Source organism: Salmonella sp. 741265073_HBA (genome assembly GCF_046569105.1).
GTDB lineage: Bacteria > Pseudomonadota > Gammaproteobacteria > Enterobacterales > Enterobacteriaceae > Salmonella > Salmonella enterica.
On sequence record NZ_JBKFRY010000013.1, the window covers coordinates 102,225 to 123,587 of the forward strand.

Consider the following 21,363-nt stretch of genomic DNA (forward strand, 5'->3'; position numbering starts at 1 on the left):
GCCGGTTATCACTTTCGCCCGGTCGCTACAATGTACACTTCACGCGAACGCGCACGCGAAGAGTCCGGCTTACGAACTTTAACCTTCGTAAACAGGGAGCGAATTTCCCTTAGATACTCATCGAAACCTTCGCCCTGGAACACCTTCACTACAAAACTTCCGCCTGGCGCCAGCACATCGCGGCACATCTCTAACGCCAGCTCCACCAGATACATGGCGCGGGGGATATCCACCGCCGGTGTTCCGCTCATGTTTGGTGCCATATCCGACATGACAACTTGTACTTTACTGTCACCCACGCGTTCCAGTAACGCTTTCATGACAAGTTCATCACGAAAATCGCCCTGAAGAAAGTCCACACCAACGATAGGATCCATAGGTAAAAGATCACAAGCGATGATGCGGCCTTTGCCGCCAATCTGCGTGACCACATACTGTGACCAGCCTCCTGGCGCAGCGCCGAGATCGACTACCGTCATTCCCGGCTTAAAAAGTTTGTCACTTTGCTGTATTTCATCAAGTTTAAACCAGGCACGGGAGCGTAGCCCCTTTTTCTGCGCCTGTTGAACATATTTATCGCTAAAGTGTTCCTGAAGCCAGCGGCTTGAGCTGGCAGAACGCTTTTTACCTGTCATTTAACTTTCCCGTCGGGGCAGTTCATCGTAGCCAATGGCGTAAATTTCTACACGCCTATTTGGCGATATAAGGGAGATGGCGGTAGAATGACCCGTTTTCAATCCCAACGTAAGCAAAAATATACGATGAATCTGAGTACTAAACAAAAACAGCACCTAAAAGGTCTGGCACATCCGCTCAAGCCTGTTGTTATGCTTGGCAATAATGGTTTGACCGAAGGGGTACTGGCCGAGATTGAACAAGCGTTAGAGCACCATGAACTTATCAAGGTGAAAATCGCCTCGGAAGATCGCGAAACAAAAACCTTGATCGTGGACGCTATCGTGCGCGAAACCGGCGCCTGTAACGTACAGGTCATCGGTAAAACGCTGGTACTGTATCGCCCAACTAAAGAGCGTAAAATCTCGCTGCCGCGTTAAGGATATCCTAAAGTCGAACACAAAATCTGTGTAAAACGAGGGGTTTTCCACGAGCAGGAGAGCAAAATGCCACGCTCTCTCCGTTGATAAAAGGCCGCTATGCGGCCTTTTTCCTTTCTTTACAATACACCAACAATTTGCGTATTGAGTACTGCTTAAAGGTATTCCACTTTAAGCACTTCGTATTCCACATCACCGCCAGGCGTTTTGATCACCACGACGTCATCCTGCTCTTTGCCGATCAGGCCGCGAGCGATTGGCGAGTTTACCGAAATGAGATTTTGCTTAAAATCCGCCTCATCATCGCCAACAATACGATAGGTCTGCTCTTCGTCGGTGTCCAGGTTCAGCACCGTGACGGTAGCGCCGAAAATCACGCGACCATTGTTCGGCATTTTAGTGACATCAATCACCTGCGCATTCGACAGTTTTGCTTCGATATCTTTAATGCGCCCTTCGCAGAAACCCTGCTGTTCGCGTGCAGCATGATACTCCGCGTTTTCTTTTAAATCGCCATGTTCGCGCGCTTCGGCGATAGCGGCGATGATTTCAGGACGGCGCACAGATTTCAGAAAATCCAGCTCTTCGCGCAGTTTTTCGGCTCCGCGTAAGGTCATCGGAATAGCTTGCATTTGTTATACCTCTTGAACATTCCTGTAGGGGGCAATGAACTCTACCCCGGCTGCTAAGCCAGCCCCGGCATATGCCATACCAGGGTCAGAAGCAAAAAAACACCAACCCGGGCGCGCAGTCCCAGGTCAGCTACAATTTCCTCTTTGATAACCATTTTACCCTGGAGTTCCCTATGGGTCATCGTTTACTTTTTAGGGCGTTGCGCCGTAGTATGACGGCTTGTTTCCAGGGTGTTAGCGCGAGATTATGCGATTTTCCAGATTTATCATCGGATTGACCACCAGTATAGCGTTCAGCGTTCAGGCCGCGAATATTGACGAATACATCAAACAGCTTCCGGCCGGCGCCAACCTCGCGCTGATGGTGCAAAAGATTGGCGCGCCCGCGCCGGCTATTGATTATCATAGTCAGCAGATGGCGCTTCCCGCCAGTACCCAAAAGGTGATTACCGCGCTGGCGGCGCTGATTCAACTCGGCCCGGATTTCCGTTTTACGACCACGCTGGAGACTAAAGGCAACGTCGATAACGGCATCCTGAAAGGTGACTTAATTGCGCGATTCGGTGGCGATCCAACGCTAAGACGTCAGGATATTCGCAATATGGTCGCGACGCTGAAAAAGTCAGGCGTCACGCAAATCGACGGTAATGTGCTTATCGACACGTCGATTTTCGCCAGCCACGATAAAGCGCCAGGCTGGCCGTGGAACGACCTGACGCAGTGTTTCAGCGCGCCTCCCGCCGCCGCCATTGTTGACCGCAACTGTTTTTCTGTGTCGCTTTATAGCGCGCAAAAACCAAACGATTTAGCCTTTATTCGCGTGGCCTCTTATTATCCGGTAACGATGTTCAGCCAGGTACGGACTCTGCCGCGCGGTTCGGCAGACGCGCAGTATTGCGAGCTGGATGTTGTGCCTGGCGATTTGAACCGTTATACGCTTACCGGCTGTTTACCACAGCGCGCCGACCCGCTGCCGCTGGCCTTTGCTATTCAGGACGGCGCCAGCTACGCGGGCGCGATCCTCAAGCAGGAACTGAAAGAGGCCGGGATAACTTACCGCGGCACGCTGCTGCGCCAGACGCAGGTTAACGAGCCCGGAACGATCGTCGCCAGTAAACAGTCGGCGCCACTGCACGATCTGCTTAAGATTATGCTGAAAAAGTCAGACAACATGATCGCCGATACTGTTTTTCGGATGATTGGTCATGTCAGGTTTAACGTGCCTGGCACCTGGCGGGCGGGATCGGATGCCGTTCGCCAGATCCTGCGCCAACAGGCGGGAATTGATATCGGCAATACCATTATTGCCGACGGTTCCGGTCTTTCTCGCCATAACCTGATCGCTCCCGCCACGATGATGCAGGTGCTGCAATATATCGCCCAACACGATAACGAGCTGAACTTTATCTCTATGCTGCCGCTGGCGGGCTATGATGGTTCATTGCAATACCGCGCCGGGCTGCATCAGGCGGGCGTAGACGGTAAGGTTTCGGCGAAAACCGGGTCGCTGCAGGGCGTGTACAACCTGGCGGGCTTTATTACCACCGCAAGCGGGCAACGGATGGCATTTGTACAGTATTTGTCCGGCTACGCGGTTCCACCTGCCGATCAGCGTAATCGCCGAATCCCGCTGGTACGCTTCGAGAGTCGGTTGTATAAGGATATTTATCAGAATAACTGAGTGCATTATTGCCGGATGGCGGTGCTAACGCGTCTTATCCGGCCTACAACGAACATAATAAAACGGGCCGCAAATGTGGCCCGTTGGCTTTTGTAGGCCGGATAAGCGTTAGCGCCATCCGGCTACGAGATTAACGTTTGTAGATGAACTCGACGCCTTCTTCGTCGTCTTCATCCCAGTCGTCATCCCAGTCATCGTCTGCGTCTTCTTCCACTTCAGCCAACTGCTGGCGATGATAATCGTCCCACATGAACTCGACTTTTTCCGGCTGTTTTGCTTCTTCAGCCTGCGCGATCGGATTCTCGATGATAAAGGTCATCACATCCCAGCAGAGATCTTTCACCCCTAGCTGACTGGCAGCGGAAATCAGATAGTATTTCCCTTCCCAGCCCAACGCTTCGGCGATCGCTTTCGCTTTCTCTTCCGCTTCGGTTTTATCCATCAGATCGATCTTGTTGAACACTAACCAGCGCGGTTTAGCCGCCAGATCCTGGCTGTATTTTTCCAGTTCGCCAATAATGATACGGGCGTTTTCCACCGGATCGGAACCGTCGATCGGATCGATATCAATGAGGTGCAGCAGTACGCGGCAACGTTCGAGGTGCTTCAGGAAGCGAATCCCCAGGCCCGCGCCTTCCGCCGCGCCTTCGATCAACCCCGGAATGTCGGCCACCACAAAACTCTTTTCGCTGTCCATTCGTACCACGCCCAGGCTCGGCACCAGCGTGGTAAACGGATAGTCCGCGACTTTCGGTTTTGCTGCCGATACCGCACGAATGAACGTTGATTTACCGGCGTTTGGCATCCCCAGCATCCCGACATCCGCCAGCAGCATCAGTTCCAGCAGCAGGTCGCGCTTATCGCCCGGCGTACCATTGGTTTTCTGGCGCGGCGTACGGTTAACCGAGGATTTAAAACGGGTATTGCCTAACCCATGCCAGCCGCCCTTCGCGACCAACAGACGCTGACCGTGTTTGGTCATGTCGCCCATCGTTTCACCGGTTCCCTGGTCGATAACGCGCGTACCGACCGGCACTTTAATGGTCACGTCTTTACCGCGTTTACCGGTACAGTCGCGGCTCGCGCCATTCTGACCACGTTCAGCGCGGAACGATTTTTCAAAGCGGTAATCGATCAGCGTATTCAGGTTTTCATCGGCTTCCATCCAGACGTCGCCGCCGTCGCCGCCATCACCGCCGTCCGGGCCGCCTTTCGGGATATATTTTTCGCGGCGGAAGCTCACACAGCCATTACCGCCATCGCCTGCAACGACCAGAATCGATGCTTCATCAACAAACTTCATTTTATTCTCCGTAAATCATTCGCCTGAGCGGGGTTGCGAAACCACCGTTTCATGCTTGCGTAAACCGCCCCAAATACGATGACCAATGGCGGAATACATCGCGCCCGCAACCACGACAAACGCACCGAGATAACCTAAAAGGTTTAACATCGGTCTGGCGAAGAAATCGGGCCAGGCCATAGATAAAAGATCTGAAAACAGCAGGGTAAATAGCGGTGTAAGCGTGATTATCGCGCTCACCTGCGCCGCCTGCCAACGCGCCATCGCTTCCGCCAGGGCGCCATATCCTACCAGCGTATTTAGCCCGCAGAAAATCAAACAGGCGAGCTGCCAGTCGCTCAGTTGCGCTATCACCATCGGTTTTGCCAGCGGCAAGAGCGCTATCGTACATAAAGTGTACAGTAAAAACAGGATCTGCTGCGAGGCCAGACGTCGCAATAATACTTTTTGCGCCACGCCATAGCTCACCCACACCATCGCCGCGCCTACGCCAAAAATAACGCCCCAGGTGTAGTCGGTCAGTCGGGTAAAAATCTCGATCAGACTGGTGTTAAAAAACATCACCAGCCCGCTCAATAACATCAGCGCGCCAATCACCTGCGTACCGCGCATCTTTTCTTTCAGAATAAAGACGCTGGCGACCATCATGCCAACCGGCGAGAGCTGGCCGATAACCTGCGACGCGGTTGGGCTTAAATATTGCAGGGAAGAACTGAACAAAATGAAATTGCCGAACAGTCCGCAGGTCGCTATCGCCAATAACACCAACCAGCGCGGCTTACGAAAAATACGCAGCGGCGGCAGCTTTCTTTTTACTGCCAGTATCGCCCCGAGGCCAATACTGGCCATTAAGAAGCGGTAGAAGACAATGGTTGAAGGCTCCATCACCTCCAGCACTTGCTTCATTGCTATTGGCAACGCTCCCCAGCACATCGCGGTAGTGAGCGCTAAAAGAATGCCAATGCCTGCCTGCTGCTTCATGCCGTGTTCCCTGCAAAGACCCGTTAACGGCATTCACACAGCCACACGGGTATATTTTAGTCGGCCATCGAATGTAAAAAGCCCCGCAACAGGTGCGGGGCTTTCATCCGTTACCGGACCACAAAAAACTTACTCAGCAACGATGCTGATGTATTTACGGTTTTTCGGGCCTTTAACTTCGAATTTCACTTTACCGTCTGCTTTAGCAAACAGAGTGTGGTCACGACCGCAACCAACGTTGGTGCCAGCGTGGAATTTAGTACCACGTTGACGAACGATGATGCTGCCTGCCAGAACTGCTTCACCGCCAAAGCGTTTTACGCCCAGACGTTTAGCTTCAGAATCGCGACCGTTACGAGTCGAGCCGCCAGCCTTTTTATGTGCCATTTAATCTGCTCCCCTAATCTTAAGCGCTGATGCCGGTAATTTTCACATCAGTGAACCACTGACGATGGCCCTGCTGCTTACGGTAGTGTTTACGGCGACGAAACTTAACGATTTTAACTTTCTCGCCACGACCGTGGGCAACAACTTCAGCTTTGATTACGCCGCCATCAACGAAAGGAACGCCGATTTTGACTTCTTCACCGTTTGCGATCATCAGAACTTCAGCGAACTCGATAGTTTCGCCAGTTGCGATGTCCAGCTTTTCCAGGCGAACGGTCTGACCTTCGCTTACTCGGTGTTGTTTACCACCACTTTGGAAAACCGCGTACATAAAAAACTCCGCTTCCGCGCACACCTTTCAATGATTCAGAGCGCGCTATAAATATTCACAATAGGGCGCGAATATTACGCAAATTGCACGGCTTTGACAAGTGCTACCATCAATACATGAAGAAAAAAAACACAACGCATACGGTAACGTTTATCTGCGGCGTTTTTTCAGTACAATCAGGGTATATTTCTAACCATAAACCCTACGTTACCTCATTCAGACATGGGATAATCGGGGCGATAAGCCCGGCTTTTGCGATGAATTTAGAAAAAATCAACGAGTTAACCGCGCAAGATATGGCGGGTGTCAATGCGACAATCCTTGAACAGCTTAATTCCGACGTTCAACTGATTAATCAGCTAGGATATTACATTATTAGCGGCGGCGGAAAACGCATTCGTCCGATGATTGCCGTTCTTGCCGCGCGCGCGGTGGGTTATCAGGGTAACGCGCACGTGACTATCGCCGCTCTGATCGAGTTTATCCACACGGCGACGCTGCTACATGATGATGTGGTGGATGAATCCGATATGCGTCGCGGCAAAGCGACGGCAAATGCCGCTTTCGGTAATGCCGCCAGCGTGCTGGTCGGCGACTTTATCTATACCCGCGCCTTCCAGATGATGACCAGCCTCGGCTCGTTAAAAGTGCTGGAAGTGATGTCGGAAGCGGTCAACGTGATTGCAGAAGGTGAAGTGCTGCAATTGATGAACGTGAATGACCCGGACATTACCGAAGAAAATTACATGCGGGTGATTTACAGTAAAACGGCGCGTCTGTTCGAAGCCGCCGCCCAGTGCTCCGGTATTCTTGCCGGTTGTACGCCTGAGCAAGAGAAAGGGTTGCAGGACTATGGCCGCTACCTTGGTACGGCTTTCCAGCTCATTGACGATCTGCTGGATTACAGCGCCGACGGCGAGCATCTCGGTAAAAATGTGGGTGATGACCTCAATGAGGGCAAACCCACCTTACCGTTGCTTCACGCCATGCGCCACGGTACGCCAGAACAGTCAGCGATGATCCGTACCGCTATTGAACAAGGTAATGGCCGTCATCTTCTGGAACCGGTTCTGGAAGCGATGACCACCTGCGGCTCGCTGGAATGGACGCGTCAGCGAGCGGAAGAAGAAGCCGACAAAGCGATATCCGCGTTGCAGATATTGCCGGATACTCCATGGCGTGAGGCACTAATCGGTCTCGCACACATCGCGGTGCAGCGCGATCGTTAATGCCGTTCTCTTATCCCGCGTACTGCGCGGGATATCCCATTAAGTTCTAATAAATTCCAGATACCCTATCGCCTGTCTTTCACATACTCTTCCAGGACTTCCCCTGGCATATTCTGAATATTGCCGCCACTTACATGAACTTTTTAGAACATTCTTTCACGAAGCGTTATAGTATCGAACGTCGTCGGGTTGTTAAAACCGTAAGTGATTAACCTAAGGAGTGATGGATGTATGGAAAGCAAGCTTATTGACTGGCATCCGGCCGATATCATTGCCGGACTACGTAAAAAAGGGACTTCAATGGCCGCTGAGTCACGTCGGAATGGATTGAGTTCATCCACGCTGGCCAATGCATTAACGCGCCCGTGGCCGAAAGGAGAGTTGATTATCGCGAAAGCATTGGGAACGGAACCCTGGGTTATTTGGCCATCGCGTTATCACGATCCGCGCACGCATGAGTTTATCGACAGAACGCGGCTTATGAGAGCGCGTAATAAAAACAAACAGAATGTAGAGTAAGTGCCTGTAAAACAACCCCCGCATCGCGTTCGCGGGGGTTATTCAGCGTACAGAAGGTTATTCGCCTTTCACGCGTTCAATATTCGCGCCTAGCGCGCGCAGTTTGTCTTCGATGCGCTCATAACCGCGATCGATGTGATAAATGCGATCCACAATCGTCGTGCCTTCCGCAATACAGCCCGCCAGCACCAGGCTCGCAGATGCCCGCAGATCTGTCGCCATGACCTGGGCGCCAGAGAGCGTTTCTACGCCATGGCATATGACGGTATTGCTTTCAATTTCCGCACGCGCGCCCATGCGACTGAGTTCAGGCACGTGCATAAAACGGTTTTCAAAGACGGTTTCAGTGATAAAGCCCGTCCCTTCCGCCACCAGGTTCAGCAACGTGAACTGCGCCTGCATATCGGTCGGGAATGCCGGGTGCGGCGCGGTACGGACATTGACCGCCTTCGGTCGTTTGCCGTGCATGTCCAGACTAATCCAGTCCTCGCCCACTTCGATATCCGCGCCAGCATCGCGCAGTTTCGCCAGTACCGCGTCCAGTGTGTCCGGTTGCGCGTTACGGCAGAGGATTTTGCCGCGAGAGATCGCTGCCGCCACCAGGAAAGTCCCCGTTTCGATACGATCCGGCAGCACACGATAAACGCCGCCGCCCAGACGCTCTACGCCCTCGATCGTAATACGATCGGTGCCCTGCCCGGCGATCTTCGCCCCCAGCGTAACCAGGAAGTTAGCGGTGTCGACAATTTCCGGCTCGCGCGCGGCGTTTTCAATGATGGTCGTCCCTTCCGCCAGCGTGGCGGCGCACATAATGGTGACGGTCGCGCCGACGCTGACCTTATCCATCACGATATGCGCCCCTTTAAGACGCCCTTCGACGGAGGCCTTTACGTAGCCCTCTTCCAGCTTGATGGTCGCACCCAGTTGTTCCAGACCGGTAATATGCAGATCAACCGGACGCGCGCCGATAGTACAGCCCCCCGGCAGAGAGACTTGTCCCTGACCAAAACGGGCAACCAGCGGCCCCAGCGCCCATATCGAGGCGCGCATGGTCTTAACCAGATCATAAGGCGCGCAGAACACGTTCACCTGGCTGGCGTCAATGTGTACCGATCCATTGCGTTCCACTTTCGCGCCTAATTGGCTCAGGAGCTTCATCGACGTATCCACGTCTTTCAGTTTTGGGACGTTTTGGATCTCTACCGGTTCTTCTGCCAGCAGAGCGGCGAACAGGATCGGCAGCGCGGCGTTTTTGGCGCCGGAAATTGTGACTTCGCCCTGGAGCGTCGTTGGCCCCTGTACACGAAATTTATCCATTATTGTATTCTCAGTTAAGCATTCATCTCCGCTACCGGCAGGTTACCCGTAGCTTAAAATCCGTTAAGTTTACGATCGCGCGCCCATTCCGCCGGGGTATATGCTTTGATCGATACGGCATGGATACGGTTGTCCGCAATGTACTCCATTAGCGGCCCATAGACCGTTTGCTGTTTCTTGACCCGGCTCATGCCGTCAAACATCTCGCCCACGGCAATAACCTGAAAGTGACTGCCATCGCCGGAGACGTGGACTTCCTGGAGGGAGAGGGCATTCATCAGCACACTCTGAATTTCATGATTTTCCATGGGTTCTTTATTCGTCAAATAGTGAAAACAGCCCAACATCTTAGAGCAAAGTCGCGCCGTCTTAAATAAGCAAAAGATTACGCTGATAAATCAGCGCGGTAAAAGTGCCGGATGGTGCTGCTAACGCAACTTATCCGGCCTACGGGGATCATGCGAAGTGTAGGCCGGATAAACCATCCGGCATTCATTACATACGGGGAAGTACGTCTTCGGGCAAGTTATATAATTGCGCCAGCGCGTAAACCTTGTCGTTAACGCCAGACAGCGACACGGCATTGCCCTGCTTTTTTGCCTGGTTCACAAGGTGCGCCAGCAGCGCCAGTCCCCCCGTATCCACCCTGGAGATCTGGCTCAGGTCGATACGGGTAACGCCAGTCATCGCTTCTACGCGCGCGTCCCATAGCGGCGCCAACACGTCCTGATCCAGCTCTCCCGCCAGCACCAGAGTGTCCGCCTCACGCGTCCAGGTGAGTTGCGGCGTCATTACTGTTTCTCGTCCAAAGTAATTTTCTGTTGAGAGATAGATTTCAGTTGTGCGGTCAGGCCGTCGATGCCTTTAGTACGCAGCAGATCGCTCCACTCATTTTGCTTGGTAGTGATCATGCTGACGCCTTCCGCAATCATGTCATACGCCTGCCAGTTGCCGGTCTGAGTGTTTTTGCGCCACTGGAAATCCAGGCGTACCGGCGGACGACCGTTGGGATCGATAATCGTTACACGGATAGGCACAATGGTCGCATCGCCCAGCGGTTGCTCAGGCGCTATCTGGTAAGTCTGACCGTGGTACATCGCCAGCGCCTGACCGTAGGCCTGTTTCAGGTATTCGCGAAACGCTGCAAAATAGGCTTCACGTTGCGCCGGGGTCGCCTCTTTGTAGTAGCGGCCCAGCACCAGCGCGCCGGCATATTTTACCTGCACGTACGGTAGAAGTTCCTGATCAACAACGTCGCGCAGGTAATCCGGGTTGGCACGAATTTTCGGCTGTTCGTTTTTCAGGCGATCAAAAGTTTTCTGCGCCGCCTCGTTCATCAGTTTATAAGGATTGCTCTGATCCGCTGCCGTTGCTGCGCTTAATGGCGCAATGACCAGCAGGGCCACCATCATCAGTCGTTTAAACATGCCTCAATTCTCCTGAGATTATTTCGTTTCGCCCGCGGGCGTTGTGGCTTCAGTATGGCCTTCCGTTGCGGCTGGCGCATCGCCAGAATTCTTATTGTCGTCGCCTTTGCTGTTATAAAGGAACTGGCCAATCATATCTTCCAGCACCATTGCAGACTTGGTGTCCTGAATCGTACTCCCATCTTTGAGGATAGACGTTCCCAGCTCAGGATCTTCAAAACCGACGTTTAATGCCAGATATTGCTCCCCCAGCAGCCCGGAAGTACGAATACTCAACGAGCTGGTATCGGGAATATGGTTATAACGCTCTTCGATGTCGAGCGTTACGCGCGGCAGGTATGTTTTCGGATCAAGCGAGATATCTTCAACCCGCCCGACAACCACCCCACCGATGCGTACCGGGGAACGCACTTTCAGACCGCCGATGTTATCGAAGGTCGCATAAACCTTATAGGTCGGCTCCGTGCGCATAGAGGTCACATTTGCCGCCTTCAGGCAAACAAACAGCGCCGCCAGCAACGCTACCAGCAAAAAAACGCCTACCCAAATTTCATTTTTTTTCGTTTGCATGAACTCAATTCCCAAACATCAGTGCGGTCAGCACAAAATCCAGCCCCAGAACGGCCAACGATGCGTGAACCACGGTACGCGTCGTTGCCCGGCTAATCCCGGCAGAAGTCGGTATTGCGTCATAACCGTTGAATAACGCAATCCATGTTACCGTAATGGCGAACACCACGCTCTTTATCAGACAGTTCACCAGATCCATACGCCAGTCGACGGCATTCTGCATCGCGGACCAGAAGAACCCGGCGTCGATTCCCTTCCAGCTTACGCCGACCAGCGAGCCGCCCCAGATACCGACCGCCACAAAGATAATGGTCAGTAGCGGCAACGAAATCACGCCCGCCCAGAAGCGCGGCGAAATCACCCGGCGCAATGGATCGACCGCCATCATCTCCATACTGGAGAGCTGCTCCGTCGCCCGCATCAGGCCGATTTCCGCCGTCAACGCCGACCCGGCCCGCCCGGCAAACAGCAACGCCGCGACCACCGGCCCCAGCTCGCGCAGCAGCGAAAGCGCCACTAACATGCCAAGACTGGTCTCCGCGCTGTAAGTGGTCAGAACCAGATAGCCTTGCAGCCCCAGCACCATACCGATGAATACGCCGGAGACAATAATGATAAGCATCGACAAGACGCCCACATTATAAAGCTGGCGCACCAGCAGCGGCGCATGTTTGCGAAACTCCGGCTTACCGATAATCGCATTGAATAACATTAACCCGGCGCGCCCGAACGTCCTGACGGTTTTGATCCCGCTGTGTCCGAGTGCTGCCAGCGCATTTAACAGCATGAGTGGCTTAACTCCCTGTTTCGAGTAAATCAAGGTGATAGTCGCCCGCCGGATAGCGGAACGGAACCGGCCCGTCGGCAATACCGTCAAGGAACTGACGCACGCGCGGGTCCGTATTCTCCTGCAACGCCTGAGCGCTACCGTGAGCGACGATTTTTTTGTCCGCCATGATCCAGGCGTGATCCGCAATACTGAGCACCTCTGGCACATCATGCGAGACCACCACGCAGGTCACGCCCAGCGCGCTGTTCAATTCTGAAATCAGCTTCACCAGAACGCCCATGGTAATCGGGTCCTGGCCGACAAACGGCTCATCGAACATGATGAGATCCGGTTCCAGAGCGATGGCGCGCGCCAACGCGGCGCGGCGCGCCATCCCACCGGAGAGCTCGGAAGGCATCAGTTTTGCCGCGCCGCGCAGCCCGACAGCTTCCAGTTTCATCATCACGACGCTTTTTAGCAGCGGCGCGGGTAAATTGGTGTGCTCCCGTAGCGGATAGGCCACATTGTCAAACACGTTCATGTCGGTAAACAGCGCTCCCGACTGAAACAGCATACTCATACGTTTACGGACGGTGTAGAGCCGCGAACGGGACATGGCCGGCACATTCTCGCCATCAAATAAGATCTCGCCCTTATCCGGCGGGATCTGTCCGCCAATCAGGCGCAACAGCGTGGTTTTACCGATGCCCGACGGCCCCATGATCGCCGTGATCTTCCCGCGCGGCACCGTCAGGGAAATATTATCGAAAATGCAGCGTTCGCCACGGGAAAAGCTGACGTCGCGCATATCGACTAAATTGGCCGCAGACTGACCCATTGATTCATCCTTCGTATTGCCTTGTTGAGGTAACCATGGCGCTGAATTTAACCATGGGTTCGACATAATTACAGAATATTAACTGACAGGGTTAGCGAAAGCTGGCATTCGTTTTACTTTTTAGCCGCATAAAGTCAAAATTAGGACTTCGTTACGGCTTCCAGATATCCCTTCCAGGGGACCGGCGAGTATACCTGAAGAAAGGACTTTAGATGCTTTTAGCGATGGCGCTACTCATAATTGGTTTGCTTCTGGTGGCCTACGGCGCCGATCGTCTGGTGTTTGCGGCCTCTATTTTATGCCGTACATTCGGTATTCCCCCGCTGATCATCGGGATGACGGTCGTGAGTATCGGCACCTCGCTGCCGGAAATTATTGTGTCGGCCGCCGCATCGCTACACGGTCAGCTCGATTTGGCCGTCGGCGCGGCGCTCGGTTCTAACATCACCAATATTTTGCTGATCTTAGGGCTGGCGGCGCTGGTTCGTCCATTTACCGTGCATTCCGATGTTCTACGTCGCGAATTGCCATTAATGTTATTTGTTAGCGTGGTAGCCGGTTCCGTACTGCATGACGGACAGTTAAGTCGCAGTGATGGTATCTTTCTCCTGCTTCTGGCTGTGCTATGGCTGTTATTCATTGTTAAAATCGCGCGTCTGGCCGAACGCCAGGGGAATGACAGCCTCACCCGCGAACAACTGGCGGAGCTACCGCGCGAAGGCGGGCTCCCCGTCGCGTTCTTATGGCTGGGCATTGCGCTGGTCATCATGCCGATGGCGACGCGCATGGTAATCGATAACGCTACGGTGCTGGCGAACTATTTCGCCATGAGTGAATTAACGCTCGGTCTGACAGTCATCGCCGTCGGCACCAGTCTGCCAGAACTGGCGACGGCGATTGCCGGCGTGCGAAAAGGCGAAAATGATATTGCCGTTGGTAATCTCATTGGCGCCAATATTTTTAATCTCGCCATCGTGCTGGGACTGCCTGCGCTGATCGCGCCGGGGGAGATCAACCCGCTGGCGTTTGGGCGAGATTATAGCGTGATGTTGCTGGTTAGCGTGGTTTTCGCTTTACTTTGCTGGCGGCATCCGCGCCAGATTGGTCGGGGCGCAGGTATACTGCTGACCGGCGGGTTTATCGTATGGCTGGCGATGCTCTATTGGCTATCGCCACTTCTTGTTGGATAACTGGAAACGGATTATGTCGCATTTAGCGTTGCAACCGGGGTTTGACTTTCAGCAGGCAGGCAAAGAGGTCCTGGAAATTGAACGTGAAGGCCTGGCGGAGCTTGATCAATATATCAACCAGCATTTCACGCTGGCCTGTGAAAAAATGTTCAACTGCACCGGAAAAGTGGTGGTCATGGGGATGGGGAAATCCGGCCATATCGGACGGAAAATGGCCGCCACGTTCGCCAGTACCGGCACCTCTTCCTTTTTTGTACATCCAGGCGAAGCCGCGCACGGCGATTTGGGGATGGTTACGCCGCAGGATGTGGTTATCGCTATCTCCAACTCCGGCGAATCCAGCGAGATCGCGGCGCTAATACCGGTGCTGAAACGGCTGCACGTACCGTTAATTTGCATTACCGGGCGACCGGAAAGCAGCATGGCGCGTGCGGCAGATGTGCATCTGTGTGTTAAAGTGCCCAAAGAAGCGTGTCCGTTAGGCCTGGCGCCTACCACTAGTACCACCGCAACGCTGGTGATGGGCGACGCGCTCGCCGTGGCGTTGTTAAAAGCGCGCGGCTTTACCGCCGAGGATTTCGCTCTGTCGCATCCTGGCGGCGCGCTGGGACGTAAGCTACTGCTGCGCGTAAGCGATATTATGCATACTGGCGATGAGATCCCGCATGTTAATAAACATGCCACCCTGCGTGATGCGCTGCTAGAAATTACGCGTAAAAATCTCGGTATGACCGTCATTTGCGATGAATCCATGAAGATCGACGGTATCTTCACCGACGGCGATTTACGTCGCGTGTTCGATATGGGCGGCGATATGCGCCAGTTGGGCATCGCCGAGGTGATGACGCCAGGGGGCATTCGCGTGCGTCCCGGTATTCTCGCTGTCGATGCGCTGAATTTAATGCAGTCCCGCCATATCACCTCCGTACTGGTTGCTGATGGCGACCAGTTACTCGGTGTGTTACATATGCATGATCTCCTGCGTGCAGGCGTCGTGTAGAAACTCAAGGATAATTAACGATGAGTAAAGCAGGTGCGTCGCTTGCGACCTGTTATGGCCCCGTCAGCACCCATGTCATGACCAAAGCGGAGAATATCCGCCTGCTCATCCTGGACGTGGATGGCGTATTGTCTGACGGCCTGATTTATATGGGCAATAACGGCGAAGAGCTGAAGGCTTTCAACGTTCGTGACGGCTATGGTATTCGCTGTGCTTTGACCTCCAATATCGAGGTTGCCATTATTACCGGACGAAAGGCTAAACTTGTAGAAGATCGCTGCGCCACGCTGGGGATTGTCCATCTTTATCAGGGACAGTCGAATAAGCAGATCGCCTTTAGCGATCTGCTGGAAAAACTGGCCATTGCGCCGGAAAATGTTGCCTATGTCGGCGATGATCTGATTGACTGGCCAGTGATGGAAAAAGTGGGGTTAAGCGTTGCCGTTGCGGATGCGCATCCGCTGCTGATCCCCCGCGCTGACTATGTGACGCACATTGCCGGCGGGCGCGGCGCGGTACGTGAGGTGTGCGATTTGCTGCTGCTGGCGCAGGGCAAGCTGGATGAGGCCAAAGGGCAATCGATATGAGTAAAACCAGACGTTGGGTTATCATTCTACTGTCGCTGGCCATTCTGGTACTGATTGGTATCAATCTGGCGGATAAAGACGATCCTGCTGCCGTGATGGTCAACAGCAACGATCCCACGTATAAAAGCGAGCATACGGATACCGTCGTGTACAGTCCGGAAGGCGCGTTGAGCTATCGTCTGATCGCGCAGCACGTTGAATATTTTTCCGATCAGGCGGTCTCATGGTTTACGCAACCGGTATTAACCACCTTTGATAAGGATAAAGTGCCGACATGGTCGATCAAGGCCGATAAAGCCAAATTGACTAACGATCGGATGCTCTATCTGTATGGCCATGTTGAAGTCAACGCCCTGGTGCCTGACGCTCAATTACGCAGAATTACCACCGATAACGCGCAGATTAATCTGGTGACGCAGGATGTTACCTCGAACGATCTGGTGACGTTATACGGCACAACATTTAACTCCAGCGGACTGAAAATGCGCGGTAACTTACGCAGCAAGAACGCCGAGCTGATTGAAAAGGTTAGAACCTCTTATGAAATTCAAAACAAACAAACTCAGCCTTAATCTTATGCTTGCCGGCTCGCTGCTGGCCGCCAGCATTCCGGCTTTCGCCGTCACGGGCGATACCGAACAGCCCATTCATATTGACTCGGATCAACAGTCGCTGGATATGCAAGGCAACGTCGTGACCTTTACGGGCAACGTGGTGATGACCCAGGGCACGATTAAGATCAACGCCGATAAAGTCGTGGTTACCCGCCCTGGCGGCGAACAGGGGAAAGAGGTGATCGACGGTTACGGCAATCCGGCCACCTTCTACCAGATGCAGGACAACGGTAAGCCGGTGAAAGGCCACGCTTCCCATATGCATTACGAGCTGGCGAAAGATTTTGTGGTGCTGACCGGCAACGCTTATCTGGAGCAGCTTGACAGCAACATTACCGGCGACAAAATCACCTACCTGGTGAAAGAGCAGAAAATGCAGGCCTTCAGCGAGAAAGGCAAACGCGTCACCACCGTTCTGGTGCCGTCGCAGTTGCAAGACAAAAACAAAGGCCAGACTCCGGCGCAAAAGAAGAGTAACTAATTCGTTATGGCAACATTAACTGCAAAGAATCTGGCGAAGGCCTATAAAGGCCGTCGCGTAGTGGAAGATGTCAGTCTGACCGTTAACTCCGGGGAGATTGTCGGGCTGCTCGGTCCAAACGGCGCGGGTAAAACCACCACCTTTTATATGGTCGTCGGTATCGTGCCGCGTGACGCGGGCAATATCATCATCGATGATGAAGATATCAGTCTGCTGCCGCTGCACGCGCGCGCGCGCCGCGGTATCGGCTATTTGCCGCAGGAAGCCTCTATTTTCCGCCGTCTCAGCGTATTTGATAACCTGATGGCGGTACTGCAAATTCGTGACGATTTGACCGCAGAACAGCGAGAAGACCGCGCCAATGAGCTGATGGAAGAGTTTCATATCGAGCATCTGCGCGACAGCATGGGACAGGCGCTGTCCGGTGGTGAACGCCGTCGTGTAGAAATTGCCCGCGCGTTGGCCGCTAATCCCAAATTTATCCTGCTGGATGAACCCTTTGCCGGCGTTGACCCGATTTCCGTTATCGACATCAAACGCATTATCGAGCATCTGCGCGATAGCGGGCTCGGCGTGCTGATCACCGACCATAACGTCCGTGAGACGCTGGCAGTGTGTGAACGTGCCTATATCGTGAGCCAGGGCCACCTTATTGCCCACGGTACGCCGACAGAAATCCTGCAAGACGAACACGTTAAGCGTGTATATCTTGGGGAAGACTTCAGACTCTGATAGGGTAGAGGGCTATGCTGCTCTAGCGGGAGAAAACGACTCTGAATATGAAGCAAGGTTTGCAACTCAGGCTTAGCCAACAACTGGCGATGACGCCTCAGCTACAACAGGCCATCCGTCTGTTGCAGTTGTCTACGCTGGAACTTCAGCAGGAACTCCAGCAAGCGCTGGAAAATAACCCGCTGCTTGAGCAAACCGATCTTCATGACGAAATCGACACTCAGCAACCTCAGGATAACGATCCTCTCGATACCGCCGACGCGCTCGAACAAAAAGAGATGCCGGAAGAGCTGCCGCTTGACGCCAGTTGGGATGAAATTTACACCGCCGGGACGCCATCCGGCCCCAGCGGCGATTATATCGACGATGAGCTGCCCGTCTATCAGGGTGAAACGACGCAGTCGTTGCAGGATTATCTGATGTGGCAGGTTGAGCTAACGCCCTTCTCGGACACCGATCGCGCTATTGCGACATCCATTGTCGACGCGGTAGATGATACCGGCTATCTCACCGTATCCCTGGATGAAATTCGCGAAAGCATGGGCGATGTAGAGGTGGATCTCGATGAGGTCGAAGCCGTCCTGAAGCGTATTCAGCGTTTTGATCCGGTAGGCGTCGCGGCAAAAGATCTTCGCGACTGTCTGCTGATCCAGCTTTCACAATTCGACAAATCCACGCCGTGGCTGGAAGAGGCGCGGCTTATTATCTGCGATCACCTTGATCTGCTGGCCAACCACGATTTCCGCACGTTGATGCGCGTTACCCGACTGAAAGAAGAGGTGCTGAAAGAGGCGGTAAACCTGATTCAGTCGCTCGATCCCAGACCCGGTCAATCGATCCAGACCGGCGAGCCGGAGTACGTTATCCCGGATGTGCTGGTACGCAAGCATAACGGTCGCTGGACGGTGGAGCTTAATAGCGACAGTATTCCCCGTTTACAGATTAACCAGCACTATGCCGCCATGTGCAATAGCGCGCGCAACGATGCCGACAGCCAGTTCATCCGCAGTAATTTACAGGATGCGAAATGGCTGATAAAAAGCCTTGAAAGCCGCAACGACACGCTGCTGCGCGTCAGTCGCTGCATCGTCGAGCAACAGCAAGCCTTTTTTGAACAGGGCGAAGAATATATGAAACCGATGGTACTGGCGGATATCGCCCAGGCCGTCGAGATGCACGAATCCACTATATCCCGCGTGACCACGCAGAAGTATTTGCACAGCCCGCGCGGTATTTTTGAACTCAAATATTTCTTTTCCAGCCACGTCAATACCGAAGGCGGAGGCGAAGCCTCTTCCACCGCGATTCGCGCGCTGGTGAAGAAGTTAATTGCGGCGGAAAACCCCGCGAAACCGCTGAGCGACAGCAAGTTAACCTCTCTGCTGTCAGAACAGGGTATCATGGTGGCGCGCCGCACTGTTGCGAAGTACCGAGAGTCTTTATCCATTCCGCCGTCAAACCAACGCAAACAGCTGGTTTGACCCAACCGATAAGGAAGACACTATGCAGCTCAATATCACCGGACATAATGTCGAAATTACTGAAGCCCTGCGTGAATTTGTGACGACAAAATTCGCCAAACTTGAACAGTATTTTGAGCGGATTAATCAGGTATACGTGGTGTTGAAAGTGGAGAAGGTCACGCATATCTCGGATGCGACGCTACACGTTAACGGCGGCGAAATTCACGCCAGCGCGGAAGGCCAGGATATGTATGCCGCCATTGACGGCTTGATTGATAAACTGGCAAGGCAGTTAACCAGGCATAAAGATAAACTGAAACAACACTAATTGTCCGGGCAGTTAGCCAGTGCAGGACGGCCTGTTGTGTGACACAACGGGCCATTTGTACAGTTAGCGCTCCGAACCTGGCCATCAACCTGACAGGACAGGTTCTTAGGTGAAATTATGATAAATAACGATACGACTCTACAACTGAGCAGTGTACTTAACCAGGAGTGTACGCGTAGCGGCGTTCATTGTCAGAGTAAGAAACGCGCGCTGGAAATCATCAGCGAACTGGCGGCAAAACAGCTCAGTTTACCTCCTCAGGTCGTGTTTGAAGCCATTCTGACACGCGAAAAAATGGGCAGTACCGGTATTGGTAATGGTATCGCCATCCCGCACGGAAAACTGGAAGAAGATACCTTACGCGCCGTCGGCGTGTTCGTTCAGCTCGAAACGCCGATCGCGTTCGACGCCATCGATAACCAGCCGGTCGATCTCCTCTTCGCCCTGCTGGTGCCCGCCGATCAAACTAAAACGCATCTGCACACGCTGTCGCTGGTAGCGAAACGTCTGGCGGATAAAACGATCTGCCGCCGCCTGCGCGCGGCGCTGAATGATGAAGAGCTGTATCAAATCATTACTGACACCGAAGGTGAGCAGAATGAGGCATAACAACTCAATGGCATTTCTTTCTGTCGTTGTGAGGAGAAACGGTACATGGTACTGATGATCGTCAGCGGGCGTTCCGGATCAGGTAAATCTGTCGCTCTGCGCGCGCTGGAAGATATGGGATTTTACTGCGTGGATAACCTCCCCGTCGTGCTGTTGCCCGATCTGGCGCGAACGCTGGCCGATCGCCAGATTTCCGCCGCCGTCAGCATTGATGTGCGCAATATGCCTGAATCACCTGAGATTTTTGAACAGGCGATGAATAATCTGCCTGGCGCTTTCTCGCCGCAATTGCTGTTTCTTGATGCCGACCGCAATACCTTAATTCGCCGCTACAGCGACACGCGCCGTTTGCATCCGCTTTCCAGCAAAAATCTTTCTTTAGAGAGTGCGATCGATAAAGAGAGTGACTTGCTGGAGCCGTTACGCTCACGTGCGGATCTGATCGTCGACACTTCAGAAATGTCCGTCCATGAGCTGGCGGAGATGCTGCGTACCCGGCTGTTGGGCAAACGCGAGCGCGAACTGACGATGGTATTTGAGTCCTTCGGCTTTAAACATGGTATCCCGATTGATGCGGACTATGTGTTTGATGTCCGCTTTCTGCCCAACCCGCACTGGGACCCCAAACTGCGCCCCATGACCGGGCTTGATAAGCCGGTAGCCGCGTTTCTTGACCGACACACAGAAGTTCACAATTTTATCTATCAGACTCGCAGCTATCTTGAGCTATGGTTACCGATGCTGGAGACTAACAACCGCAGCTACCTTACCGTCGCTATCGGTTGTACCGGCGGGAAACACCGTTCGGTGTATATTGCAGAACAGCTGGCAGACTACTTCCGCTCGCGCGGTAAAAATGTCCAGTCTCGCCATCGCACGCTGGAAAAACGCAAAACATGACCGTAAAGCAAACTGTTGAAGTCACCAATAAGCTGGGCATGCATGCCCGGCCTGCCATGAAGCTTTTCGAACTGATGCAGGGTTTTGACGCCGAGGTGCTATTACGCAATGACGAAGGCACCGAAGCGGAAGCAAATAGCGTCATCGCTCTGTTAATGCTCGACTCCGCCAAGGGGCGTCAGATCGAAATTGAAGCCACCGGCCCGCAAGAAGTTGAAGCGCTGGCGGCGGTTATCGCGCTGTTCAATTCCGGCTTTGACGAAGACTAAACCTCCCCCTCTATACCCTATTTCCCCCAACGCCGTCCCGGTATTTGATGACAGTCACCCCAAAACCGGGCGTGTTACACCTGCCTGCCACTTGTCCCGCAGCCCCACCCTTTCGTAAGATTTGTACATTTCGTGCGCTTTACCTAGGCAT

At 53.4% G+C, this 21,363-nt stretch carries 28 protein-coding genes; 15 read left to right on the forward strand and 13 right to left on the reverse strand.

Going from position 1 to position 21,363, the window contains the following annotated elements; genetic code table 11:
• Positions 1–8 precede the first annotated feature (8 nt).
• Entirely contained in the window at positions 9–635 is a 627-nt protein-coding gene (gene rlmE / locus ACLD3P_RS17245; RefSeq protein ID WP_000145974.1) for a 23S rRNA (uridine(2552)-2'-O)-methyltransferase RlmE, read from the reverse strand.
• A gap of 126 nt (positions 636–761) precedes the next feature.
• Here rlmE and yhbY point away from each other — a divergent pair, with 126 nt between their 5' ends.
• Positions 762–1,055, forward strand: coding sequence for a ribosome assembly RNA-binding protein YhbY (gene yhbY, locus ACLD3P_RS17250; protein ID WP_001592995.1), 294 nt, complete (start codon positions 762–764; stop codon positions 1,053–1,055).
• A gap of 155 nt (positions 1,056–1,210) precedes the next feature.
• On the opposite strand, the gene greA is transcribed toward yhbY, so the two are convergent.
• Positions 1,211–1,687, reverse strand: coding sequence for a transcription elongation factor GreA (greA, locus tag ACLD3P_RS17255; RefSeq protein WP_001148008.1), 477 nt, complete (start codon positions 1,685–1,687; stop codon positions 1,211–1,213).
• A gap of 247 nt (positions 1,688–1,934) precedes the next feature.
• On the opposite strand from greA, the gene dacB reads away from it, so the two are divergent.
• A complete protein-coding gene (gene dacB, locus ACLD3P_RS17260) occupies positions 1,935–3,368 on the forward strand; it encodes a serine-type D-Ala-D-Ala carboxypeptidase (protein WP_001212675.1) in 1,434 nt (477 codons plus the stop codon).
• 130 nt (positions 3,369–3,498) lie between these two features.
• Here dacB and cgtA read toward each other — a convergent pair whose 3' ends face one another.
• The 4 genes from cgtA to rplU all read right to left on the reverse strand — a co-directional run bounded on the left by cgtA (position 3,499) and on the right by rplU (position 6,370).
• On the reverse strand, positions 3,499–4,671 hold the full coding sequence (cgtA, locus tag ACLD3P_RS17265) for an Obg family GTPase CgtA (RefSeq protein WP_000673556.1): 1,173 nt from the start codon (positions 4,669–4,671) through the stop codon (positions 3,499–3,501).
• A 15-nt stretch (positions 4,672–4,686) separates the two neighbouring features.
• The gene (locus ACLD3P_RS17270) at positions 4,687–5,652 is read right to left on the reverse strand and encodes a DMT family transporter (protein ID WP_000813052.1); all 966 of its coding nucleotides are present in this window, start codon (positions 5,650–5,652) and stop codon (positions 4,687–4,689) included.
• Positions 5,653–5,781: 129 nt separating this feature from the next.
• Positions 5,782–6,039, reverse strand: a complete 258-nt coding sequence (gene rpmA, locus ACLD3P_RS17275) for a 50S ribosomal protein L27 (protein WP_000940593.1) — start codon at positions 6,037–6,039, stop codon at positions 5,782–5,784.
• Positions 6,040–6,058: 19 nt separating this feature from the next.
• Positions 6,059–6,370, reverse strand: coding sequence for a 50S ribosomal protein L21 (gene rplU / locus ACLD3P_RS17280; RefSeq protein ID WP_000271396.1), 312 nt, complete (start codon positions 6,368–6,370; stop codon positions 6,059–6,061).
• Between the two features lie 257 nt (positions 6,371–6,627).
• Between rplU and ispB the strand changes: the two genes are divergently transcribed.
• Both ispB and sfsB read left to right on the forward strand, forming a co-directional pair.
• Positions 6,628–7,599 carry an octaprenyl diphosphate synthase gene (gene ispB, locus ACLD3P_RS17285; RefSeq protein ID WP_001047354.1) on the forward strand — a complete coding sequence of 324 codons (972 nt, stop codon included), beginning with the start codon at positions 6,628–6,630 and terminating at the stop codon, positions 7,597–7,599.
• Between the two features lie 231 nt (positions 7,600–7,830).
• Complete coding sequence (gene sfsB, locus ACLD3P_RS17290) at positions 7,831–8,118, forward strand: DNA-binding transcriptional regulator SfsB (RefSeq protein WP_000444168.1); 288 nt, start codon at positions 7,831–7,833, stop codon at positions 8,116–8,118.
• A 57-nt stretch (positions 8,119–8,175) separates the two neighbouring features.
• On the opposite strand, the gene murA is transcribed toward sfsB, so the two are convergent.
• The 7 genes from murA to mlaF form a co-directional block, all read right to left on the reverse strand.
• Entirely contained in the window at positions 8,176–9,435 is a 1,260-nt protein-coding gene (murA, locus tag ACLD3P_RS17295) for a UDP-N-acetylglucosamine 1-carboxyvinyltransferase (RefSeq protein ID WP_000357288.1), read from the reverse strand.
• A 53-nt stretch (positions 9,436–9,488) separates the two neighbouring features.
• Entirely contained in the window at positions 9,489–9,743 is a 255-nt protein-coding gene (gene ibaG, locus ACLD3P_RS17300; RefSeq protein WP_001518349.1) for a BolA family iron metabolism protein IbaG, read from the reverse strand.
• Positions 9,744–9,930: 187 nt separating this feature from the next.
• Positions 9,931–10,227, reverse strand: a complete 297-nt coding sequence (mlaB, locus tag ACLD3P_RS17305) for a lipid asymmetry maintenance protein MlaB (protein ID WP_000188844.1) — start codon at positions 10,225–10,227, stop codon at positions 9,931–9,933.
• Positions 10,227–10,862, reverse strand: a complete 636-nt coding sequence (gene mlaC / locus ACLD3P_RS17310) for a phospholipid-binding protein MlaC (protein ID WP_000476475.1) — start codon at positions 10,860–10,862, stop codon at positions 10,227–10,229. The genes mlaB and mlaC overlap by 1 nt, the downstream gene beginning before the upstream one ends.
• An 18-nt stretch (positions 10,863–10,880) precedes the next feature.
• Positions 10,881–11,432 carry an outer membrane lipid asymmetry maintenance protein MlaD gene (gene mlaD / locus ACLD3P_RS17315; protein WP_001193591.1) on the reverse strand — a complete coding sequence of 184 codons (552 nt, stop codon included), beginning with the start codon at positions 11,430–11,432 and terminating at the stop codon, positions 10,881–10,883.
• Positions 11,433–11,436: 4 nt separating this feature from the next.
• Complete coding sequence (gene mlaE, locus ACLD3P_RS17320; RefSeq protein WP_000925786.1) at positions 11,437–12,219, reverse strand: lipid asymmetry maintenance ABC transporter permease subunit MlaE; 783 nt, start codon at positions 12,217–12,219, stop codon at positions 11,437–11,439.
• A gap of 7 nt (positions 12,220–12,226) precedes the next feature.
• Positions 12,227–13,039, reverse strand: coding sequence for a phospholipid ABC transporter ATP-binding protein MlaF (gene mlaF / locus ACLD3P_RS17325; protein ID WP_000531566.1), 813 nt, complete (start codon positions 13,037–13,039; stop codon positions 12,227–12,229).
• A 212-nt stretch (positions 13,040–13,251) separates the two neighbouring features.
• Between mlaF and ACLD3P_RS17330 the strand changes: the two genes are divergently transcribed.
• The 11 genes from ACLD3P_RS17330 to npr all read left to right on the forward strand — a co-directional run bounded on the left by ACLD3P_RS17330 (position 13,252) and on the right by npr (position 21,212).
• Positions 13,252–14,229, forward strand: a complete 978-nt coding sequence (locus tag ACLD3P_RS17330; RefSeq protein ID WP_000922736.1) for a calcium/sodium antiporter — start codon at positions 13,252–13,254, stop codon at positions 14,227–14,229.
• 13 nt (positions 14,230–14,242) lie between these two features.
• Positions 14,243–15,229 (forward strand): arabinose-5-phosphate isomerase KdsD, encoded by a 987-nt coding sequence (gene kdsD, locus ACLD3P_RS17335; RefSeq protein WP_000018619.1) that lies wholly within the window; start codon positions 14,243–14,245, stop codon positions 15,227–15,229.
• A gap of 20 nt (positions 15,230–15,249) precedes the next feature.
• Positions 15,250–15,816, forward strand: a complete 567-nt coding sequence (gene kdsC, locus ACLD3P_RS17340; RefSeq protein ID WP_023994012.1) for a 3-deoxy-manno-octulosonate-8-phosphatase KdsC — start codon at positions 15,250–15,252, stop codon at positions 15,814–15,816.
• Positions 15,813–16,388 carry an LPS export ABC transporter periplasmic protein LptC gene (gene lptC, locus ACLD3P_RS17345; RefSeq protein WP_000047845.1) on the forward strand — a complete coding sequence of 192 codons (576 nt, stop codon included), beginning with the start codon at positions 15,813–15,815 and terminating at the stop codon, positions 16,386–16,388. Before kdsC ends, lptC begins: the two co-directional genes overlap by 4 nt.
• Positions 16,357–16,911, forward strand: coding sequence for a lipopolysaccharide ABC transporter substrate-binding protein LptA (gene lptA, locus ACLD3P_RS17350; RefSeq protein WP_000669770.1), 555 nt, complete (start codon positions 16,357–16,359; stop codon positions 16,909–16,911). The genes lptC and lptA overlap by 32 nt, the downstream gene beginning before the upstream one ends.
• Before the next feature lie 6 nt (positions 16,912–16,917).
• On the forward strand, positions 16,918–17,643 hold the full coding sequence (gene lptB / locus ACLD3P_RS17355) for an LPS export ABC transporter ATP-binding protein (RefSeq protein ID WP_000224104.1): 726 nt from the start codon (positions 16,918–16,920) through the stop codon (positions 17,641–17,643).
• A 47-nt stretch (positions 17,644–17,690) separates the two neighbouring features.
• A complete protein-coding gene (rpoN, locus tag ACLD3P_RS17360; protein ID WP_000809020.1) occupies positions 17,691–19,124 on the forward strand; it encodes an RNA polymerase factor sigma-54 in 1,434 nt (477 codons plus the stop codon).
• Positions 19,125–19,146: 22 nt separating this feature from the next.
• A complete protein-coding gene (hpf, locus tag ACLD3P_RS17365) occupies positions 19,147–19,434 on the forward strand; it encodes a ribosome hibernation promoting factor (protein ID WP_001176589.1) in 288 nt (95 codons plus the stop codon).
• A gap of 117 nt (positions 19,435–19,551) precedes the next feature.
• Positions 19,552–20,043: a PTS IIA-like nitrogen regulatory protein PtsN gene (gene ptsN / locus ACLD3P_RS17370; RefSeq protein ID WP_000609332.1), complete on the forward strand. Its 492-nt coding sequence runs from the start codon at positions 19,552–19,554 to the stop codon at positions 20,041–20,043.
• A 45-nt stretch (positions 20,044–20,088) separates the two neighbouring features.
• A complete protein-coding gene (gene rapZ, locus ACLD3P_RS17375) occupies positions 20,089–20,943 on the forward strand; it encodes an RNase adapter RapZ (protein WP_000243749.1) in 855 nt (284 codons plus the stop codon).
• Positions 20,940–21,212 carry a PTS phosphocarrier protein NPr gene (gene npr, locus ACLD3P_RS17380; RefSeq protein ID WP_000216797.1) on the forward strand — a complete coding sequence of 91 codons (273 nt, stop codon included), beginning with the start codon at positions 20,940–20,942 and terminating at the stop codon, positions 21,210–21,212. The genes rapZ and npr overlap by 4 nt, the downstream gene beginning before the upstream one ends.
• Positions 21,213–21,363 lie beyond the last annotated feature (151 nt).

Excerpts from the sequence above, each read along its gene's own strand:
- ispB (WP_001047354.1), top strand. The coding sequence starts at position 6,628 with ATGAATTTAGAAAAAATCAACGAGTTAACCGCGCAAGATATGGCGGGT.
- kdsC (WP_023994012.1), top strand. The coding sequence starts at position 15,250 with ATGAGTAAAGCAGGTGCGTCGCTTGCGACCTGTTATGGCCCCGTCAGC.
- rapZ (WP_000243749.1), top strand. The coding sequence starts at position 20,089 with ATGGTACTGATGATCGTCAGCGGGCGTTCCGGATCAGGTAAATCTGTC.
- kdsD (WP_000018619.1), top strand. The coding sequence starts at position 14,243 with ATGTCGCATTTAGCGTTGCAACCGGGGTTTGACTTTCAGCAGGCAGGC.
- mlaE (WP_000925786.1), bottom strand. The coding sequence starts at position 12,219 with ATGCTGTTAAATGCGCTGGCAGCACTCGGACACAGCGGGATCAAAACC.
- sfsB (WP_000444168.1), top strand. The coding sequence starts at position 7,831 with ATGGAAAGCAAGCTTATTGACTGGCATCCGGCCGATATCATTGCCGGA.
- murA (WP_000357288.1), bottom strand. The coding sequence starts at position 9,435 with ATGGATAAATTTCGTGTACAGGGGCCAACGACGCTCCAGGGCGAAGTC.
- greA (WP_001148008.1), bottom strand. The coding sequence starts at position 1,687 with ATGCAAGCTATTCCGATGACCTTACGCGGAGCCGAAAAACTGCGCGAA.
- rpmA (WP_000940593.1), bottom strand. The coding sequence starts at position 6,039 with ATGGCACATAAAAAGGCTGGCGGCTCGACTCGTAACGGTCGCGATTCT.
- yhbY (WP_001592995.1), top strand. The coding sequence starts at position 762 with ATGAATCTGAGTACTAAACAAAAACAGCACCTAAAAGGTCTGGCACAT.
- ACLD3P_RS17330 (WP_000922736.1), top strand. The coding sequence starts at position 13,252 with ATGCTTTTAGCGATGGCGCTACTCATAATTGGTTTGCTTCTGGTGGCC.
- cgtA (WP_000673556.1), bottom strand. The coding sequence starts at position 4,671 with ATGAAGTTTGTTGATGAAGCATCGATTCTGGTCGTTGCAGGCGATGGC.
- mlaF (WP_000531566.1), bottom strand. The coding sequence starts at position 13,039 with ATGGGTCAGTCTGCGGCCAATTTAGTCGATATGCGCGACGTCAGCTTT.
- lptB (WP_000224104.1), top strand. The coding sequence starts at position 16,918 with ATGGCAACATTAACTGCAAAGAATCTGGCGAAGGCCTATAAAGGCCGT.
- npr (WP_000216797.1), top strand. The coding sequence starts at position 20,940 with ATGACCGTAAAGCAAACTGTTGAAGTCACCAATAAGCTGGGCATGCAT.
- ibaG (WP_001518349.1), bottom strand. The coding sequence starts at position 9,743 with ATGGAAAATCATGAAATTCAGAGTGTGCTGATGAATGCCCTCTCCCTC.
- ptsN (WP_000609332.1), top strand. The coding sequence starts at position 19,552 with ATGATAAATAACGATACGACTCTACAACTGAGCAGTGTACTTAACCAG.
- mlaC (WP_000476475.1), bottom strand. The coding sequence starts at position 10,862 with ATGTTTAAACGACTGATGATGGTGGCCCTGCTGGTCATTGCGCCATTA.
- mlaD (WP_001193591.1), bottom strand. The coding sequence starts at position 11,432 with ATGCAAACGAAAAAAAATGAAATTTGGGTAGGCGTTTTTTTGCTGGTA.
- rplU (WP_000271396.1), bottom strand. The coding sequence starts at position 6,370 with ATGTACGCGGTTTTCCAAAGTGGTGGTAAACAACACCGAGTAAGCGAA.
- rlmE (WP_000145974.1), bottom strand. The coding sequence starts at position 635 with ATGACAGGTAAAAAGCGTTCTGCCAGCTCAAGCCGCTGGCTTCAGGAA.
- mlaB (WP_000188844.1), bottom strand. The coding sequence starts at position 10,227 with ATGACGCCGCAACTCACCTGGACGCGTGAGGCGGACACTCTGGTGCTG.
- ACLD3P_RS17270 (WP_000813052.1), bottom strand. The coding sequence starts at position 5,652 with ATGAAGCAGCAGGCAGGCATTGGCATTCTTTTAGCGCTCACTACCGCG.
- dacB (WP_001212675.1), top strand. The coding sequence starts at position 1,935 with ATGCGATTTTCCAGATTTATCATCGGATTGACCACCAGTATAGCGTTC.
- rpoN (WP_000809020.1), top strand. The coding sequence starts at position 17,691 with ATGAAGCAAGGTTTGCAACTCAGGCTTAGCCAACAACTGGCGATGACG.
- hpf (WP_001176589.1), top strand. The coding sequence starts at position 19,147 with ATGCAGCTCAATATCACCGGACATAATGTCGAAATTACTGAAGCCCTG.
- lptC (WP_000047845.1), top strand. The coding sequence starts at position 15,813 with ATGAGTAAAACCAGACGTTGGGTTATCATTCTACTGTCGCTGGCCATT.
- lptA (WP_000669770.1), top strand. The coding sequence starts at position 16,357 with ATGAAATTCAAAACAAACAAACTCAGCCTTAATCTTATGCTTGCCGGC.